The organism is Ruegeria sp. E1, assembly GCF_056534225.1.
The window spans coordinates 42,092-60,420 of sequence record NZ_JBQFPE010000018.1; the positions used below are offsets into that span (position 1 = coordinate 42,092).

At 58.5% G+C, this 18,329-nt stretch carries 14 protein-coding genes and 1 riboswitch; of the genes, 6 read left to right on the top strand and 8 right to left on the bottom strand.

All coding sequences use genetic code 11. The features are described 5' to 3' along the window. Nucleotides 1–28 precede the first annotated feature (28 nt). On the top strand, nt 29–1,546 hold the full coding sequence (locus ACR0FG_RS18995) for a peroxidase family protein (protein ID WP_480894765.1): 1,518 nt from the start codon (nt 29–31) through the stop codon (nt 1,544–1,546). 48 nt (nt 1,547–1,594) lie between these two features. Here the strand turns inward: ACR0FG_RS18995 and ACR0FG_RS19000 are convergent, their stop codons facing one another. After that, on the bottom strand, nt 1,595–2,488 hold the full coding sequence (locus tag ACR0FG_RS19000) for a LysR family transcriptional regulator (protein WP_480894766.1): 894 nt from the start codon (nt 2,486–2,488) through the stop codon (nt 1,595–1,597). A gap of 143 nt (nt 2,489–2,631) precedes the next feature. Between ACR0FG_RS19000 and ACR0FG_RS19005 the strand changes: the two genes are divergently transcribed. The 4 genes from ACR0FG_RS19005 to ACR0FG_RS19020 all read left to right on the top strand — a co-directional run bounded on the left by ACR0FG_RS19005 (nt 2,632) and on the right by ACR0FG_RS19020 (nt 8,638). Beyond that, nucleotides 2,632–3,144 carry a YybH family protein gene (locus tag ACR0FG_RS19005; protein ID WP_480894768.1) on the top strand — a complete coding sequence of 171 codons (513 nt, stop codon included), beginning with the start codon at nt 2,632–2,634 and terminating at the stop codon, nt 3,142–3,144. Nucleotides 3,145–3,283: 139 nt separating this feature from the next. Further along, the gene (locus tag ACR0FG_RS19010) at nt 3,284–3,838 is read left to right on the top strand and encodes a hypothetical protein (protein WP_170716006.1); all 555 of its coding nucleotides are present in this window, start codon (nt 3,284–3,286) and stop codon (nt 3,836–3,838) included. Continuing rightward, nucleotides 3,780–5,258: a Y-family DNA polymerase gene (locus ACR0FG_RS19015; protein ID WP_480894770.1), complete on the top strand. Its 1,479-nt coding sequence runs from the start codon at nt 3,780–3,782 to the stop codon at nt 5,256–5,258. The genes ACR0FG_RS19010 and ACR0FG_RS19015 overlap by 59 nt, the downstream gene beginning before the upstream one ends. After that, the gene (locus ACR0FG_RS19020) at nt 5,255–8,638 is read left to right on the top strand and encodes an error-prone DNA polymerase (RefSeq protein WP_480894772.1); all 3,384 of its coding nucleotides are present in this window, start codon (nt 5,255–5,257) and stop codon (nt 8,636–8,638) included. Before ACR0FG_RS19015 ends, ACR0FG_RS19020 begins: the two co-directional genes overlap by 4 nt. A gap of 18 nt (nt 8,639–8,656) precedes the next feature. Here ACR0FG_RS19020 and ACR0FG_RS19025 read toward each other — a convergent pair whose 3' ends face one another. The 7 genes from ACR0FG_RS19025 to ACR0FG_RS19055 form a co-directional block, all read right to left on the bottom strand. Next, entirely contained in the window at nt 8,657–10,549 is a 1,893-nt protein-coding gene (locus ACR0FG_RS19025) for a DEAD/DEAH box helicase (protein WP_480894774.1), read from the bottom strand. 152 nt (nt 10,550–10,701) lie between these two features. Beyond that, nucleotides 10,702–11,394 (bottom strand): thiamine ABC transporter ATP-binding protein, encoded by a 693-nt coding sequence (locus tag ACR0FG_RS19030; RefSeq protein WP_480894775.1) that lies wholly within the window; start codon nt 11,392–11,394, stop codon nt 10,702–10,704. Next, nucleotides 11,381–12,928, bottom strand: coding sequence for a thiamine/thiamine pyrophosphate ABC transporter permease ThiP (locus ACR0FG_RS19035; protein ID WP_480894777.1), 1,548 nt, complete (start codon nt 12,926–12,928; stop codon nt 11,381–11,383). Before ACR0FG_RS19035 ends, ACR0FG_RS19030 begins: the two co-directional genes overlap by 14 nt. Then, complete coding sequence (gene thiB, locus ACR0FG_RS19040) at nt 12,904–13,884, bottom strand: thiamine ABC transporter substrate binding subunit (protein ID WP_480894779.1); 981 nt, start codon at nt 13,882–13,884, stop codon at nt 12,904–12,906. Before thiB ends, ACR0FG_RS19035 begins: the two co-directional genes overlap by 25 nt. Nucleotides 13,885–13,916: 32 nt before the next feature. Beyond that, nucleotides 13,917–14,023, bottom strand: a riboswitch (TPP riboswitch). A gap of 48 nt (nt 14,024–14,071) precedes the next feature. Beyond that, nucleotides 14,072–15,088: a GlxA family transcriptional regulator gene (locus ACR0FG_RS19045; protein ID WP_170715991.1), complete on the bottom strand. Its 1,017-nt coding sequence runs from the start codon at nt 15,086–15,088 to the stop codon at nt 14,072–14,074. 106 nt (nt 15,089–15,194) lie between these two features. After that, nucleotides 15,195–16,208: an Ldh family oxidoreductase gene (locus ACR0FG_RS19050; protein WP_480894781.1), complete on the bottom strand. Its 1,014-nt coding sequence runs from the start codon at nt 16,206–16,208 to the stop codon at nt 15,195–15,197. A gap of 88 nt (nt 16,209–16,296) precedes the next feature. After that, nucleotides 16,297–17,361, bottom strand: coding sequence for an AbrB family transcriptional regulator (locus ACR0FG_RS19055; protein ID WP_480894783.1), 1,065 nt, complete (start codon nt 17,359–17,361; stop codon nt 16,297–16,299). 83 nt (nt 17,362–17,444) lie between these two features. On the opposite strand from ACR0FG_RS19055, the gene ACR0FG_RS19060 reads away from it, so the two are divergent. Beyond that, nucleotides 17,445–18,119 (top strand): GntR family transcriptional regulator, encoded by a 675-nt coding sequence (locus ACR0FG_RS19060; protein WP_480894784.1) that lies wholly within the window; start codon nt 17,445–17,447, stop codon nt 18,117–18,119. The last annotated feature ends 210 nt before the right edge of the window (nt 18,120–18,329 follow it).

An 18,329-nucleotide genomic window follows, 5' to 3' on the forward strand; every position in this document is an offset into this window, starting at 1 on the left:
AACAATTTTAAATTGGAAAGGTATAGCGATGTCACATGAAAAGAGTTTTGGTCACTCCGTCCTCGCGCCCCGTTCGAAATTCTACCAAGGGCCGTTTGGCAGATTATTTCCTAATCTGGATCCCTGGGCCCCTCCGGGATCGACCGAGGAACAAGACGCGTTTTTCCTTCAGTTTGCCACTGACAACATGGTCGAGTTGCCGGGCAAAAAACCTGCCGAAATTGCCGATGATCAGACGATTATCGACACTCTTGAGGACCAGTTCGGGTCACAGACCCCTGCCGGATACACATATTTCGGTCAGTTTATCGATCACGACATCACCCTGGATGTCACCAGCCTGTCCGGGCGACAGATCGACCCCGACAAAATCCTGAATTTCCGCACTCCGCGCCTTGATCTGGACTGCGTCTATGGCCGGGGTCCGGATGACCAGCCCTATCTTTACGAAAACGGTAAGACCGGCAAACTGCTGGTCGGCAAGATCAATGAGACAAACCTGCGCGACCTGCCCCGCAATCAGGAAGGCCGCGCGCTGATTGGTGACATGCGCAATGATGAAAACGCAATCGTCAGCCAACTGCAACTGGCCTTCATTTTGGCCCATAACGAACTGGTTGACCGCGCCAACGCGGCAGCAAGCAGTGATCCGTTCTCAGATGCGCGCAAGACGCTGATCCGCCTGTATCAGTGGGTTGTCTGGAACGATTTCATCAAGCGCATCACCATGGGCGAGGTGTTCTCGTGCGCGTTGCAACTGGATGCTCTGTGCGGCGGTCGCAAGGTTTGGACCATGGGTCTGGAAGATGTCTATAGATGGAAACATCAACCTTTCATGCCGGTTGAATTTGCCGGGGCGACCTATCGCTTCGGGCATTCCATGGTCCGCAACTCGTACCAAACAAACGCGCCACATCGCGGGTTCAAGGAATTTGCGCCGATCTTTGACAATACAGGCGGCGGCAATCCCGACGATTTGCGCGGGTTCCGTCCGATGAGCAAAGAAAACGTCATTCAATGGGATTGGTTCCTGCAAATGACCAGTTCTGCTCCCGGTCTGTTCCCTCAGATGGCGCGCAAGATCGATACCAAGCTGGCCAACGCGCTGGTGCATCTGCACGAGGCCGAGGCCGGAGAGGCGGAAAACGTTCTGGCGTTCCGAAACCTCAAGCGCGGCGTGATGCTGGGATTGCCGTCCGGTCTGGATGTGGCAAAGAAGCTGTGTCTGGATTCCGTGCCGCTGAGCGACGGCGAACCGGAATCGCTTTGGTACTATATCCTGAAAGAGGCTGAGGCGCTGCCCGATGGTAACAGCGGCCAGATGCTGGGTCGCGTCGGGTCCACCATCGTCTGCGCGGTCTTTGCCGGTTTGCTGAGGGGCGATCCCTGTTCCTTCTTCAACACAGATCCGTGCTGGACTCCGGATCAGGATCCGTTGCTGAAGCCCGGTGAGGACAATCAAGATGATGAGGCCTGGACACTTGCGTCCGTGATCCGCCTGTCGGGCCTGCCGGTTGACGGGGGTGACGTGAGCGCCCAGACCTGAAACTGCGGGACCGCCCCTGCGAAACACAGCACGGTATTCGGTCGGTGGTTAGTCCGAGAGCGCCTCACAGGTTTGCGTCAACCAGTCCAGAAATGACCTGACCTGATCCGAAATACGCCCCTTGCGGTAGATCGCATAGTAATGGGCGGCCCAGTCCAGGGGGATATCCAGCTTTGCCAAGCTGCCATCCTTCAGGTACGCCTTGACGGTCAACTCCGGGCTGACATGCAGCCCGTATCCTTGCAAGGCGGCATCGAGTTCGAACTTGGCGCCGCCGGGATCAACAAGATCAAGGTCATCAGGATCAAGCCCTGCGTCTTTGACGATTCCGTCGAATACAGGGCCTCCGATACTGCTGTCGCAGATCCACGGCACCGCCGCCAGGTCCGAGGCACAGGCCTCGACAAGACCAGGCGTGCCGCACACAACGAAATGTGACCGCAGAAGGGTGCGTTGATCGGCACCTTCCCATATCTGCCCGGGCGGCCCGCCCCGTACCGTGATGTCAAACGCGTCGAGATCAATGTCTTGGATATTCCTCTCGGGCGTGAAGGATACCCGAACACCCGGATGGGCGGTCCAGAACATACCGAGCTGCGGCATGATGACGGCATCGACAAACCGAACTGTAGTTGACACACGTACACCGCGCGCTGCCTCCTGTGCGGTCACGTCATCTATGCCTTTCACTATCTGTGAAAACGCATCGCTCAGCGATGCCGCCAACGCGCGCCCTGCATCCGTCAGTGCCAGACCACGCCCATCTCGACGCACCAACGCGATCTCAAGCTCAGCCTCCAGCTTTCGCACCTGCTGCGCAATCGCCGCTGTTGTGACGTTAAGCGAGCGCGCTGCGGCGGAATAGCCACCCAAACGCCCGGTTGCCTCAAAAGCACGTAACGTTGTCAGTGGCGGTAGCTTATGCCAATCAACATCATTCATTAATTTTACTTAATAGTTCCGAGAAATTCCTGACTCATCAAGGGTGCAATATCCAAGCTATCCTAAACAAATCATACGCAATGCCACAATACATCAAATGGTTTTGCTAAATGATTTGGAATGTGTCATCGCAGGAGTCTCTTATGACCAATCAGATTACATACGTCGCCACCACGCTATATTTTGCATTTACAACGCCCTTGATATCCGAAACCAAGATATCGACGGCGCAAGACGCTCAAGTTGCTTATGTCGCGGCGCTCAATTCAAACAATTTGAACCAGTTTCTGAATGCGGTCACCGACGACTTTGTGCTTGTCGCACCTGACGCGCCCTTGCTGGAAGGAAAGGCCGCCGTTGCCCCGTGGGTCACCGCATATTTCGGCACCGTTCAGACGTCATGGCAGAAGCAAACTCTGGAATTTGTCGTTGTGGCTGATTGGGCATTCGAACGTTATGCCTTTACGGCGACTGATATTTCCCACGGCTCGGGTCTGGCAAATGTCGCGACAGGTTACGGGATCAATATCTACCGCCGCGAAAACGACGGATATTGGCGCGTCGCGCGGGATATCTGGTCGCTGAGCGTCAAGGATGCGCGATCGGATGAAGCACACGGTGTTTCGACCTGCTCCACTGGCGTCGCACCCTGCTGAGCTGCGCTTGTTCATAAGCATTCGGCCCGCTCTCTCATAACGCTTGCGCTTTGTGTAGGGCATGTACGACGTTAGCGGAATTTCCTTTGATTTCGGCAACATGTTTTCCAACCGGGCCGTTGGGTGATACAGCTTAGCCATGCGCCGTACCGTTCTGCCTTTCTTCCCTCCCTCCAACGCCCGCATGCATGAGGTCTGCGGGCCCGGGGCCTATATGTTCGCCTTTGCGCTTGCCGCGCGGCTTGGCGGTCAGGTTATGTGGATCCGCGAGGGCTGGGAGACCAGCCAGATCAACCCGAACGGGTTTTCGGATTTCTTTGACCCCGCCCACCTGACCGTCTGCGACACCAAAGATCAGGCTGAAACCCTGGCGGTTGCCGAAGACGCCCTGCGCTCGGGCGCGGTGGCTTTGGTCGTAATGGTTCTTAGCAAACCTTCGGGTCTGACCGAAGGACGGCGGCTGCAACTTGCGGCGCGCGATGGCAAGTCCACCGGGCTGGCCATTATTTCCGAAGGCATGGGCAGCAATGCGACTGAGACCCGCTGGCATTGTGCGCCGGTGTTTGATCCCAAAGACTCGACTCTGCAAAGGTGGGAACTTATAAAGAACAAATCAGGAACATTAGGTATCTGGCATGTTCGATGGGATGCAGCGTCGCGTCGTCTCACTGTGGTTTCCCCGGCTGGCAACTGACCGGGTTTTGCGCCGATGCCCGGTGCAAGGGCCCTTTGTCCTGACCCTCAGACAGCAGAATGCCAACCGCATTTATTGTCTGAATGACGAGGCCGCGAAACAGGGTCTGCACCCGGGGATGCCCTATGCGGATGCACGCGCCTTTTGTCCGGCTTTGCAAAGCGGCACGGCGAACCCTCAAGCGGACCAGCATTTCCTGTATCTCCTGCGCCGCTGGGCGACGCGCTATTGCCCATGGGTCGGGCTGGAAGGCCGCGATGGGCTGGTGCTTGATATCACCGGCTCGGCCCATCTTTTTGGCGGAGAGGAGGCGATGCTTGCCGATATGCGCGCACGGCTGGCACGGGCCGGAATCTGGGTACAAATCGGGCTGGGGGATACACGCGGCGGTGCCTGGGCGCTAGCCCATCAGGGCGAGGGGATCGCACCTTGCGGCGCCATGCTGACGGCCCTGAAGGCCCTGCCCGTGGTGGCATTGCGGCTGGATGAGGCCACATCGGTTGCCCTGCAACGCATGGGATTGCGCACGATCGGCGCCTTGGCGGCAGCCGCACGCGCGCCGCTGACACGCCGCTTTGGTCCGGGTCTGTTGCTCAGGCTGGATCAGGCTCTGGGCGCGCAACCCGAAGAGATCACACCGCTGTCCGAACCGCCTAGCTACGCGGTGCGCATGACCCTGCCAGACCCCATCGGATTGCTGCCGGATGTGATGGCAGGCACCGAACGGCTGCTGGTGCAACTCTGCGCCAAGCTGAAAGCACAAGAGACGGGCGCGCGCAGGCTTTGCATGACATTGCGCCGGGTGGATCAGGATCATCAGCAGGTTGAACTGCGTCTGGCGCGGCCCTTGCGCGACCCCCGGCGTATCCTGCCGCTGTTTGAACGCGGGCTGGGGGAAATCGATGCAGGCTTTGGTATTGATCAGTTGCGGCTTGAGGCCACCCAGGTCGAAGACCTGCCCGTGCGCCAGATCAGCCATGTCACCGGGCGCGGCAAGGACCGGCTGGACGATCTGATCACCCGGCTGGGCACCCGGATCGGGCTAGAGAATATCCGGCGTTTCCTGCCCGCCGACAGCCATATCCCCGAGCGTGGTTTCATCGTCGCGCCTGCCGCCTACTCCGAAGCATCTGGCGGCTGGGTCAATCTGAACCCACGCCCGCTCTGCCTGTTTCCGCCTGAACCGATTGTGGCCAACGGCCCCTATCCGCCAGGGCGGTTCCGCTGGCGGCGCATGTCCCTGACAACAGGCCGCGCCACCGGACCCGAACGCATTGCCCCCGAATGGTGGCTAGAGGATGACAGCTGGCGCTCGGGCTTGCGCGACTATTGGCGCGTGGAAACCACGCAAGGACGCAGGCTGTGGCTGTTCTACACGCCCCAGAATCCGGGCTGGTTCGTGCAGGGAGAGTTTGCATGAGCGACGTGAACCATACCCATCCTCCAACTGAGTCATCCCGCCGGGACATGCCTGAAACGCAGCTGCGCAAGCAGGGCTATGCCGAGCTTTGCATTACCACAAACTTCACCTTCCTCACCGGGGCCTCGCATCCCGAAGAACTGGTCTTGCGCGCCGCCGAACTGGGATTGTCCGCCATTGCCATCACCGACCATAACTCTCTGGCCGGGGTTGTCCGCGCATGGTCCGCCCTGCAAGAGTTGAAGCGCCAGACCGCGCAGCCGCTTCAGATCAGGTCCGAACAACGCATCGACAGCTCGTCCCGGCAAGAGGTCGGACACAGGCAATCACTTGCGAAACCAGAACGCTCAACCCTGCCCAAACTGATCACCGGATGTCGGCTGGTGCTGCGCGACAGCCAGGTCAACTGGCTTGCCCTGCCCTGCGATCTGGCCGCTTACAAACGGCTGACCCGGCTGCTGACCCTGGGCAAGCGACGTACGGACAAGGGGGATTGCGAGCTTTACACGCAGGACATGCTGACGGCCTGCAAAGGCATGATATTGATCGCCCTGCCGCAGGCAGGTCTGCATAAGGCCGCGCCGGATATTCAGACCGTTCGGCGGCACTTTCCCAACCATGTCTTTCTGGGCGCGGTGCCGCGCTATGATGGCAGCGATCAGGCTTATCTGGCCGCATGTGCCCGGCTGGCACAAAGAACCTGTGCCCCCATGGTGGCGGTTGGGGATGTTTTGATGCATCGCGCCAGCCGCAGGCAGTTGGCCGATGTGCTGACCTGTATGCGCGAACATATCACGATTGATCAGATCGGCACCCGCGCGTTGCCCAATGCCGAACGCCGCCTCAAATCCGGCGATGATCTGATACGCCTGTTCCGCCACCACCCCGGCGCTTTGCGCCGCACGCTGGAAATTGCAGACCGGTGCAGCTTTGATCTGGGGGAGCTGTCCTATGAATACCCCGATGAGATCACCAGCGGAGAACCACCCCAGACACGTCTGGAGCGTCTGGCCCATGAAGGGTTGCAGCGGCGTTACCCCGATGGGCCGCCTGATACTGTGGTCCAGTTGCTGCGCAAGGAACTGGCCGTGGTCGCCGATCTTCGGTTTCCTGCGTATTTCCTGACCGTGCATGACATTGTGCAATATGCGCGGTCGCAGGGCATCCTGTGTCAGGGGCGCGGGTCGGCGGCCAATTCGGTGCTGTGTTACCTTCTGGGCATCACGGATGTCAGACCGGACATGATCGCCATGGTCTTTGAGCGGTTCATCTCCAAATACCGGGGCGAGCCGCCGGATATAGACGTCGATTTCGAACATGAGCGGCGCGAAGAGGTGATCCAGTGGATTTATGAAAAGTATGGCCGCCATCGCGCCGGTCTTTGCGCGACTGTCATTCATTTCCGCACCCGAGCCGCGATCCGCGAAGTGGGCAAGGTCATGGGGCTGTCGCAGGATGTGACTGCAGGGCTGTCAGGCCAGATCTGGGGCATGACCAATGGCGGCGTTGATCTGGACCGCGTTCGTGAACTGGGGCTGGACCCCGACGACCGCCGCCTCATGCAGACACTCCGCCTGATTGGTGAGATCATCGGCTTCCCCCGGCATTTATCCCAGCATGTCGGCGGTTTTGTAATCACCAAAGGGCGTCTGGACGAACTTTGCCCGATCGAAAATGCCGCCATGGAAGACCGCACTGTCATTTGCTGGGACAAGGACGATATCGATGCGCTCAATATCCTGAAGGTCGATGTGCTGGGGCTGGGGATGCTCAGTTGCCTGCGCAAATCCTTTGACCTTCTGCACCAGCATGAGGGGCAGGATCTGAGCATCGCAAAGGTACCGCAGGGCGACACCCTCACCTATGACATGCTGTGCCGGGCGGATGCAGTTGGCGTGTTTCAGGTCGAAAGCCGGGCGCAGATGAACTTTCTGCCCCGGATGCGCCCTCGTGAGTTTTATGATCTGGTCATCGAGGTCGCGATTGTGCGCCCCGGCCCCATTCAGGGGGATATGGTGCAGCCTTATATCCGGCGTCGCAATGGCCTGGAAAAACCCGAACCTTTCGGCCCGGAGCTGGAAAAGGTGACGGAGCGAACATTGGGCGTGCCTCTGTTTCAGGAACAGGCGATGCAGATCGCCGTGGTCGGGGCAGGCTTTTCAGCGGAAGAAGCAGACCATTTGCGCCGCTCTTTGGCCTCGTTCCGGCGGATGGGTACAATCGGCACATTTCGGGATAAATTCATCAAGGGGATGTTAGATAATGGCTATAATACCGAGGTGGCCGAGCGATGCTTTTCCCAGATCGAAGGCTTTGCCGATTACGGATTTCCGGAAAGTCACGCAGCAGCCTTTGCCATGCTGGCCTATGTCTCGGCCTGGCTGAAATGTCATCACCCAGCAATCTTTGCCTGTGCGCTTTTGAACTCGCAACCGATGGGGTTTTATGCGCCCGCCCAGATCGTCCGTGATGCGCGCGAACATGGGGTCGAAATCCGCCCCGTCTGCGTCAACCATTCGGACTGGGACAATCTGATGGAGCGTCGCCCCGATGGCGCGCTGGCGCTGCGTCTGGGGTTTCGCCAGATCAAGGGCTTCAAGGAAGAGGACGCAGGCTGGATCGTCGCGGCCCGTGGCAATGGCTATCCGGACCCAAACGCACTTTGGCTGCGGGCCGGGCTGCGACCGGATGTATTGACGCGATTGGCCGAGGCCGATGCATTCTCGGACATGGGCCTGGCGCGACGCGATGCGCTCTGGCAGGTCAAAGCCATTCAAAGCCCCCGACCTCTGCCCCTGTTCAATGATCCCATTGACGGGGAAACGATCCACGAACCGCAGGTTATTCTACCCACCATGCAACTGGGCGAAGAGGTGGTCGAGGATTATGTCTCGACCCGCCTGACCCTGCGCGCGCATCCGATGGAACTGCTGCGGCCTTCGCTGCCGGGGCTGACCACCCATGGATCGTTGCTGGACGTGCCGCTGGGGCGACACAGCGTTTGTGGTCTGGTCATCACCCGTCAGCGACCGGGCACAGCGTCGGGCGTGATTTTCCTGACGTTAGAGGATGAAACCGGGGTGAGTAACGTCGTGGTCTGGCCCAAAGTGTACGAGCGGTTCCGCCGCATCGTGATGGGCGGACGTCTGCTGAGGGTGACGGGTTATCTGCAACGCGAAGGGATCGTTGTGCATCTGATCGCGCAGGATATTCAGGATATGTCGCACAAACTGTCCGAACTTGGGCATCCGCAACCGGAAACCCTGACCACCGAAGGCCCCCGCGCCGATGATACGCCCAAACGATCCCGTTATCCCGCAAGGGCAATGCATCCGCGCGAGCAGGCAAAACGGCTATTCCCAAGTCGGGATTTTCATTGAGCCGAAATGGGCGAGCGACTATTTCCTCTTGGGCACCGCGTCACCACCCTTGGTTGCTTTCGCCGCAGCCCGCGCCCGGTTCTTCTTGCTGCTGGGTTTACCTTTGGGCGGTGGCGGCCCCTTGGCGCGGCGCGGTTTGGATTTGGCATCCTTACCAGCCTTCGGTTTCCCTTTGGGTCTATCTGAAGAAGGCTTTCGCTTTTTCAAAGGGGTTTGCACAACCCTGTCCGTATCCGCCGCCTCGGACTTTTGCTCTGCCGATTTCTCGCGCTTTGTCTTGTGAGGACGCAGCTTGCCCGCGTGCCCCCGGTCAGATTTCTGCCGCTTGAACGCGGGAACATCGGGGGGCCCGTCCAGACGCTCAATATCCTTTGATCCTTCGATCTTCATCTCCGGACCTATGGCCTCAAGAAACCGGTCGACTGAGGACAGGCGGATTTCCACGTAAGACACATCATCGGCAATGCGGATCGAGCCAATATCGTCCTTGGCCACACCGCCCGCCTTACAAACCATTGGCAGCAAATGCCGAGGCGATGCGTTCTGGTTTCGACCTTCGGACAGGGAAAACCAAACGCTGGGGCCGAACGCGGCTTTTTGCCTTGGTTTTTCAACCTCAACTGACCCTAGTTCTTCCGGGGCCGAGTGGCGTTTCTGGTACTGGCGCAAATATGCGGCCGCGATTTGTTCAGGTGTGAATTTTGCAACCAACCTCTCGACCGTGCCAAGTTCACTTTCAGTGATCTCAACCTGCCAATCCTCGCCGGAAAGCATACGCTCCTGATCGCGCGCGTTCACCTCATCCGCCGAAGGCGCAGAAACCCACTCGGCGTTCAGCTTGGCGAATTTCAAAATGCGCTCTGCCTTTTTTCGCGCAGACGGCACGACAACCAAAGCGCTGACCCCTTTGCGACCCGCGCGACCTGTACGACCGGATCGGTGCAACAGGGTTTCATGGCTGTTTGGCAACTCGGCATGGACCACCAGATCAAGGTTGGGCAGATCGATCCCACGCGCGGCCACATCCGTTGCCACACAAACCCGCGCCCGACCGTCGCGCATTGCCTGAAGCGCGTTGGATCGTTCGCTCTGTGTCAACTCACCCGACAAAGCCACGACCGAGAAGCCCCGGTTCGACAACCTCGCGGTCAGCCGCGAGACCATCGCGCGCGTGTTGCAAAACACGATGGCATTGGGTGCCTCGTAATACCGCAGCACGTTGATGATCGCGTTTTCGCCGTCGCGCGCCGCCACCATCATGGCGCGATAGTCGATATCGGCGTGCTGGGTCCGTTCGCTGATCGTCGAAATGCGCTCGGCATCACGCTGATAGCTTTTGGCCAATTTGACTATCGCCGCCGGAACCGTGGCGGAAAACAACAATGTCTGCCGCTCTGCTGGTGTCTCATCCAAAATGAACTCCAGATCCTCACGAAAGCCTAGGTCCAGCATTTCGTCGGCCTCGTCCAGAACCACCGCCCGAACATGGCTCAGATCGATGGATCCGCGCATGATATGATCGCGCAATCGCCCTGGTGTCGCGACAACCACATGCGACCCTCGCGCCAGCGCGCGGCGCTCATCTCGCATGTCCATTCCGCCGACACAGGACGCCAACGCTGCACCCGCATCGGCATAAAGCCACCCAATTTCTCGCTTTACCTGCAGCGCCAATTCACGTGTTGGAGCGATGATCAAGGCCAGAGGCGCAGAAGCCGCATCAAATTTTTCGTCCGCACCAAGCAATGTCGGCGCAATGGCCAGTCCGAACCCTATAGTTTTGCCCGATCCCGTTTGCGCCGACACCAACAGATCCCGGCCTTCAAGGTCCGGCTGGGTGACGGCCGTCTGTACAGGTGTCAAAGCATCATAGCCCTTGCGGGCAAGTGCATCAGCAATGGATTTTTTCACGGCGGAGGTTCTTTGTGCAGGGCGGCCAGATGCGTTCAGGACGCATTGTCCGAGGTTAAAGACCGCCCTCTATCTGGTCGCACCGAATTTGTATAGACGAATTAGTCGCTGTTGCATCCGTATCTGGTGGCCGCACCGGCGATAAGCGGCCATCAACCCAGATAGTCACGCAATCCGGGCGGAGGATTGTCCAACAGTTCCCCCGTTGCCTCAGGAGGATGTGCCACCCCATCAGCGACCAACACTGCCTGTTTGGTGATGCGCCGGGCATCCTGCGGGTCGTGGCTGATCATCAATAGGGTCATGTTGGTCCCTCCAATCAGCTCGGCAACAAGGTCCAGCATGTCGGCCTTCAGTGCCGGCCCCAATGCCGCGAAGGGTTCATCCAGCAGCAGGATGTCCCGGCGTTGCACGAGAACCCGCGCCAGTGCCACGCGGCTTTGCTGCCCGCCCGACAGTTCCGAAGGCATTCGCGCGCCCATGTCAGCCAAGCCAACGCGCGCCAAAGCCGATTGCACAGACGCCATTTCCTGTGTCGAAAGGCGCCCGCTTGGTCGAATACCAAGTGCTACGTTCTGCTGGGCGCTTAGGTGCGGGAACAGATTGTTATCCTGAAACAGCACGGCCATCGGGCGTTTCCCCGGTGGCTGGCGCGTCAGGTCTAGATCGTTCCAGAAAATATGCCCGCGACTAAGATCACGAAAGCCTGCAATGGCCTCTAACAACGTGGATTTTCCAGCCCCCGACGGTCCGATGATTGCGGCACTGGCCCCGGCTTCAATGCTGAAATCGGCCTTCAGAACGAAATCGCCGTTTGCCAGAATGCAGTCGTCAAGCCTCAACATGCCAGCGCCCTCCCCGGTCCAGAATCCAGAAGGATCCCATCGACAATATCAGCAATAACAAAGCACCCCCGGCTGCTGCCTGCATCTGATAGGCACCCATCAGACGATAGATTTGCAACGGCAGCGTCGCGGTTTGCGTGTCGGCAAACAGGGCGATCACACCCAGATCACCCATGGACAGCGCCGTAGCCAAGCCTGCCGCAAAGCCGATTTGCGGGCGCATACGTGGCAGCAGGACGCGCAGGAAAAAGACATGGCCCCGCATATCAAGGGAAAGCGCCAGTCGTCGGTATTGTCCAACAGCGTCCCGCGCGGCAGGGATCAGAATGCGCAGCGCAAATGGCAATGCCATGACCGCATTGACCAGCGCTGTTACCGGCAAAGCAACTACAGTTGGGCTGACCCATGGTCGGATCAGAATGAAAAGACCCGTGCCGATGACCAGTGGCGAAGCCGCCAGCCCAAGGATACCACTAAGCTCGACCACCGAATGCCGTCCGGTTGCAACAGCCGTCGCCATGGGCAAGGCCAAGGCCAGCAACACCACAGTGCTCGCCGCAGCAACCGCAACAGAGGTTAACGCGGCCTGAAACACCTGTGATGGCAAAGCCCACAATCCTGCGAAACCACTGATAACGACCGAGGCCAGTGGTAAAATCAAAAAAGCCGTTGCAGCGAATATCCATATTGTATCCACAACAAGCCTCCCACCATCCCATCGGCGGACGGCACGATCCAGGCCAGCGCCCAGCCCGTCACTACGCGCAAACCGCAATGCCGCCAATGCGGCGGCAGCGGTCAGCGTCAGTTGCACTGCAGATAACAGAGCCGCGCGCCCAAGGTCAAAATCATAGGTAAAGGCCTGATAGATAGCGAGCTCCAGTGTGGTTGCCCGTGGCCCTCCACCAAGGGTGAGCGCAACCGCAAAGCTGGTCAGGCAAATGGCAAAAACCACTGCCAAGACGCTTGGCAGAATGCGCCGTAGCATCGGCAGCTCGATCAATTGGAACAGTGCCATTCCAGAACAATCCAATTGCGCGGCTAGACGAAATCTCTCGGCCGGGATTTCCTGCCAGCCCTGCAACACCAGGCGGGTTGCCAAAGGCAGGTTGAAGAAGACATGCGCCAAGACCACCCCGTGCAATCCGTAGATGCGGATAGGCGGCAGGCCAAACAGGCCCAGCAGATCGGACATCCATCCGGCCCGACCAAAGACCTGCAAAAGGCCCAAAATGGCGACAATCACTGGCAGAATAAAGGGCGCGCCAAGCAGCGCGATCAACGCGCGCCTGCCCGGAAAACGCCGACGGGCCAAAGCCCGCGCGACAGGTATGGCAAGCCCGGCGCTGAAGACAGCGGACAAGACTGCCTGTGTCAGCGTAAACCGCAGCGCTGCCCAGTCAGAGGGCACAAACCCACCGCCCGTTTCCGCGCGCATAGCAACCGCGGCCAAAGTTCCCAATATCAGCGCGGCAACCAAAGCTGCCGCGCCAACGCCCGGAAATGGGCTTACTGGCTGAGCGCGCTCAACCATTCGGCCAACGCCTGATCCCGCTCGGCAGCGGCGTCTACAGGTCCGAAAAGCAGGGACTTCTGAGGGACGGTCAAGGTTTCAAATCCCTCCGGCAAACCACTTTCCGGAGTCACAGCCGGATACATCCAGTTTGTTGTCGGAATGATCTGCTGAAAGGTGTCTGAAACCATGAATCGAAGAAATTGATCTGCCAGTTCAGATTGATCGGTTCCGGCCAGTTTCGCGGCCACTTCAACCTGCATATAGTGACCCTCATCGAATGCGGCGGCGGCCTTGCTGGCATCTTCTTCCGCAATCAGGTGATACGCAGGCGAGGTTGTATAGCTGAGAACCATGTCTGCTTCGCCATCAAGAAACAGGCCATAAGCTTCGGACCAGCCTTTGGTGACGGTTACGATATTGTCGGCAAGCCCTGCCCAGATGTCAGATGCCTCATCCCCATAGGCCGCTTTGACCCACAACAACAAGCCCAGGCCGGGGGTTGAGGATCGGGGGTCTTGAATGATGATCTTGCTGTCACCTTCAGCCAGAGCGCGGAAATTGGCAGGCGCTTCGGCATCGGCATTGTGAACAAAGGCAAAGTAACCCCAGTCGTAAGGCACAAACACGTCGTCCGTCCATTCGATCGGCAGAGTATATTCGGCGCTGACCGAATGAGGGGCAAAAAGACCCGTTTCCTTTGCAGCGGTGATCAGGTTGTTATCAAGCCCCAGTACGACATCCGCATCTGAAGCCTCACCTTCTAGTCGGATACGCGACAAAAGGGCGGCGCCATCTTCCACGCCAACCAGATTCAATTCGCAGTCGCAAACAGCTTCAAATGCTTCCTTCACCTGCGGGCCGGGGCCCCAGTCGGATACAAAGCTGTCGTAGGTATAAACGGTCAACTGAGGTTTGTCGGCGGCAATCGCCGATGTTGCACTCAGTATTCCCGCAGCAATCAGTAGATGTTTCATATCATCCTCCATTGCGGCGAGAGGGCAAGGATGGATGAATCCGTCACCTTTCCCTCCGCCGGTTCTAGCCGGTTCAGGTTCAACGGGTCCGCCTGTATGGCATCTCAGCGTGGCAACCCACGCACCCCGAGGTGAGACCGTGATTATGAGGAATGCAAAGGAATTACAACCGCCGTAAGCCCGGCTTCTATTCCGGGTTTTCAGTCCAACCCCGTCTGAACGAGCTCGGGGCCTCTCCGTATCGTTTCCTGAATCGGACGGTAAGCTGGGTGGCGCTGCCAAATCCGGTGGCCGCCGCGATCTCGGCAACCGTCATTTCTGTTTCGCTGAGCAGGGCATAAGCCCGTTCGACGCGCAGTTCGATGTAGAACTGCACCGGTGAAGTTTCGACATATTTTTGGAACAACCGTTCCAGCTGTCGACGCGATATGTTGACCGCAGCGGCGATTTCGGGGATGTCCAGAGGGTCTTCGAGATTTTCGTGCATGATCTGCATCGCGTTGATCAGATATTGATTCCGGCTTCCGAGCGCGACTGAAAAGGCAGATTTCTGAAGGGTTTTCCTGTTGTTTGACCGAAAGTGTATGCACATGTCGGACACGATGATCGCCAGATCTTTCCCAAAGTCGGTTTCGATCATGTCCAGCATCATGTCGGTCGCGGCGTTTCCACCGCCGCAGGTCATCAGATCATTGTCGATTTCGTACAGGTTCCCCGAAGGCTCCAACCCGCCGAAATGCTCCGCAAACGCAGGGTGATTTTCCCAATGCAATGTAAACCGCTTGCCGCTGAGCGCACCCACCTTGGCAAGGGCAAAGGCACCTGTGCATAAACCGCCAAGCTTGCAGCCAAAAACCTTCTGGCGATTTATCCAGGACAGGACTTTCGGATTCGTGCTTTCCGCCGGCTCGATGCCCGAACAGACAAACAAACGTGAGGACCGGGGCAGGTTCTGCAACGCATAATCCGGCGTAATTTCAACCCCGTTCGAACATAATACCGGATTTCCGTCTTCCGAGATCAGGAACCACCTGTAAAGTTCCTTATTCGTAACCTGATTGGCGATCCGCAACGGCTCTACCGCTGCGCTGAATGCCAGCATGGTCAGTTTCGGGAGCAGTAGAAAGTAGATCTCTTTCGCTGGCCCGTCATAGTCGATGCGGAAACTGGCTGCGCCCTTGGGTATGAAGTTTTTCGGGTTCATTTCCTTCTCTCCCAACACAGCGCCAGCCTGAGAAACCACTGCGGATTTGGGCTGCAACGGGGCACCTCGCAATACTCGGCCTTCTCTAGGCCGTATCCAACGCTAATTACACCATTTCACGCAGTTGCTGCAGTAGTTCCGAACTGACCATGACCCCATCCGCTTGCGAAGCCATGCGGTTCCTCAGTCGCCCGTCCCCGGGCACCCGCGCCGTGCCGTTGCCTTCGATTTCGGCACATATCCGCGTGACATAGTCATCGAACGCGGAATTGCCAAAGCGTTTGGGATCTATCGCGATCAGTGTTGCACCGCCTTTGATGTTCAATGCCCCATGCTCCTGTCGATCGGCATTGTCGACGGATAAGGTGCCACCAGCCAGCGCGGCCCCCAGAATCTCGACAAGAAACGCAATCGCTGCGCCTTTGTGTTCCCCAAAAGGCAGCAGGGTTCGGGTTTCCAGAATGGCGTTTGGATCGGCGCTGGGTTCACCGTCGGCATTCAACCCGGCCGGGCGTGGCAGCTCATGCCCTTCCGCCGCGGCCATCTTGATATCCATAAAAGCCACCGTCGAGGATGCCTGATCCCAGACGATCGGCGCGCCGTCCTGCCGGGGGCAGGCAAACGACATCGGATTGGTGCCAAAAACAGGGCGCAAGCCGCCTTGCGGAACCACCATGGACAACGAATTTACCACCGCCAGGGCAACCAGTCCGGCCTCGGCCAGCGGTTCCGTATCAAAGCGCAGAGCCGCCAGATGGTGACAATTGGCGCAGGTAAAGGCCGCGATCCCATGTTCACGGGCCAGCTCGATCAGATCCTCGCGCGCTTTGGCCCCCGCAATCTGATAACACCCGTTATCGCCATCCCCGCGCAGCACACCCGGCGCAATCCGTTCAATCGTTGGCTGGGCAACCGGGTTGGCATATCCCGACTGGAAACTCTGTACATAAAACGGCAACACCCGCAGGCCATGGCTGCGCGGCCCGTCTTGTTCAGACATCGTCACGATTTCAGACAGGATTTCACAACCTTCATCATCGACCCCTGCCGCAGCCAGTACGGACCGAGCCAGATCCCTGACTTCATTCAAGGTAAGCGTCTGGCTAGTGGAATCTGTCATGGCTTGGATCCTTTGCGTCTGCGGCAACAAAGTCCATGATAGCCGCCCCTCACCCGACGGAAACCCGAAACTTGCGGCGACTGTAAGATCAATCCCGCGAACGGGACCAGCGCAACATCACGCTGGCGGCAAGCGGCGCGCCGATAATCACAAGCACGATCCGCGTCAGATGATGGGTGATCACAAATCCCAGATCCGCACCCGAGACAATCGCAAGCACCGTCATTTCCGCCTGTCCGCCGGGAGCAAAGGCCAAAAACACCTCGACTGGTCTGCCCAGTCCCAGCCTGGTGGCAAAGATTACAAAGCCTGCAGCCAACACGGCAAGCACAATGACATAGGCCACTCCCGCCACAACAACGCGGCGAAGCTCGGTCCAGGTGACACCGACGAACTGAACTCCGATACCGCAGCCAATCAAAAACTGAGCAGCCAGAATGGCTTCGCGCGGTGGGCGCGTATGGATGACGTCGCCTAGCGAAAGCGCGGCCGTCAGGATCATCGGCCCAAGGATCGGGGCCCCGAACAAACCAACCCTTTCACCACCCTTCCATCCCGCAAAGGCCACCACAACCATGAGAAAAAGCTCGTGCAGCGGTAACTCTCTGGCGGGTTGGCCGATGGGATTGCTCAGTTCGACATTGTGAAAGACCGTCAGAAACAAAGGGGCCAGGGTCACGATGATCAGAACACGCGTGCCATGGATCAGCGACAGGGCACGAGGGTCCGCCCCGGCCTCGGACCCGAAAATAACCATGTCCTGCAAGCCCCCCGGCATCGCCGCATAGAACGCTGTCTTGTCGTCAAAGCCCCAAATCTTACGGAAAAATGGCACTCCGACCAGCGCGATCACAAGGATAAACAGCGGAATCAGCATGATCGACGCGGCCATCTTTGGCAGCTCGCCAAACAGGGCGGGTGTGATCGAAGCGCCAACAGCAACACCCAGAATGGTTCTGGCCGCAATGGACACCTGCCCAAAACCAGACATTGGCACATGCGCCAATGCAGCGATCAGGCAAGCTGTCATCGGTCCGAACAGAAATGGCAGTGGCAGGCTCAAAGCCCAAAAACCCGCTGTGCCCAGCAGCGCAAGGACAAGCGTAATCCCCCGCCTGGTCAGGACTGAAATCTGGTTTGATTGAAAGCGCAAAGCTCGGGTTCCGGTGTCGTTGACTCCCTATGTATCCATGCGTATACATCTGGACGCATAATTGAGGCAAGAGCATAACGACAGTGCAAGACGACCTGATACAACCCGGCCCGCAGGGCAGTTCCGCCTATCAGCGCCTGCTGGACGAGATCCGCGAAGGCACGCTTTTGCCCGGCGACCGCCTGCGCGAGATCGAACTCTCCCAACGGCTGGGTGTCAGCCGCACACCAGTGCGTGAAGCAATTCGACAGCTTGAGACCGATGGGCTGGTCAGCCACGTCCCAAGGCTTGGCGCAACGGTCCGCAGTCTCGACTATGCCGAAGTTATGGAGCTATATGAGATGCGCGCCGTGCTGGAAGGCACGGCGGCCCGGCTTGCGGCAAGGGCTGCTTCGGATGTGGAACTGGATGAACTCGAAGTTCTAAACGACCGACTGTCCGAGGCAGGCACAGGCCCCAAAGCGGCGCGAATCAACCGGATATTCCACGCCACCTTGCTGGACGCCGCCAAGAACCGGTTTCTGGCAAAATCCATGTTATCCCTGCAAAAGGCGCTTCTGATCCTGGGGCCCTCACAATTGCTGGACAGTGACCGGGCCGAAGCTGCGGTGATCGAACATCGGCGTGTCATGGCTGCCCTGAAATCGCGAGACGGCTCAGCCGCCGAAGCGGAAATGCGCACACATATCCGCGCAGCGCAGCGCATGCGGATCCGGGCGCTTCAAGAGCGTGACCGGACCATCAATTCAGATCACTAGAAAACCGAACTTGCACCCATTGGTGCAACCGCCAGGTACTCCCATCATGTATTTTTGCGGTTCTGGATCAGATCATCAACAACCGACGGGTCTGCGAGTGTTGAGGTATCACCCAGGCTGCCAAAGTCGTTCTCGGCGATTTTGCGCAGGATGCGGCGCATGATTTTGCCCGAGCGGGTTTTGGGCAGGCCTGGGGCCCATTGGATCACG

Bases quoted from the DNA above. Each gene is read 5' to 3' on its own strand.
- ACR0FG_RS19045 (WP_170715991.1), bottom strand. From the start codon at position 15,088: ATGAACCCGAAAAACTTCATACCCAAGGGCGCAGCCAGTTTCCGCATC.
- ACR0FG_RS19000 (WP_480894766.1), bottom strand. From the start codon at position 2,488: ATGAATGATGTTGATTGGCATAAGCTACCGCCACTGACAACGTTACGT.
- ACR0FG_RS19035 (WP_480894777.1), bottom strand. From the start codon at position 12,928: ATGGTTGAGCGCGCTCAGCCAGTAAGCCCATTTCCGGGCGTTGGCGCG.
- ACR0FG_RS19015 (WP_480894770.1), top strand. From the start codon at position 3,780: ATGTTCGATGGGATGCAGCGTCGCGTCGTCTCACTGTGGTTTCCCCGG.
- ACR0FG_RS19005 (WP_480894768.1), top strand. From the start codon at position 2,632: ATGACCAATCAGATTACATACGTCGCCACCACGCTATATTTTGCATTT.
- thiB (WP_480894779.1), bottom strand. From the start codon at position 13,884: ATGAAACATCTACTGATTGCTGCGGGAATACTGAGTGCAACATCGGCG.
- ACR0FG_RS19010 (WP_170716006.1), top strand. From the start codon at position 3,284: ATGCGCCGTACCGTTCTGCCTTTCTTCCCTCCCTCCAACGCCCGCATG.
- ACR0FG_RS19020 (WP_480894772.1), top strand. From the start codon at position 5,255: ATGAGCGACGTGAACCATACCCATCCTCCAACTGAGTCATCCCGCCGG.
- ACR0FG_RS19050 (WP_480894781.1), bottom strand. From the start codon at position 16,208: ATGACAGATTCCACTAGCCAGACGCTTACCTTGAATGAAGTCAGGGAT.
- ACR0FG_RS18995 (WP_480894765.1), top strand. From the start codon at position 29: ATGTCACATGAAAAGAGTTTTGGTCACTCCGTCCTCGCGCCCCGTTCG.
- ACR0FG_RS19030 (WP_480894775.1), bottom strand. From the start codon at position 11,394: ATGTTGAGGCTTGACGACTGCATTCTGGCAAACGGCGATTTCGTTCTG.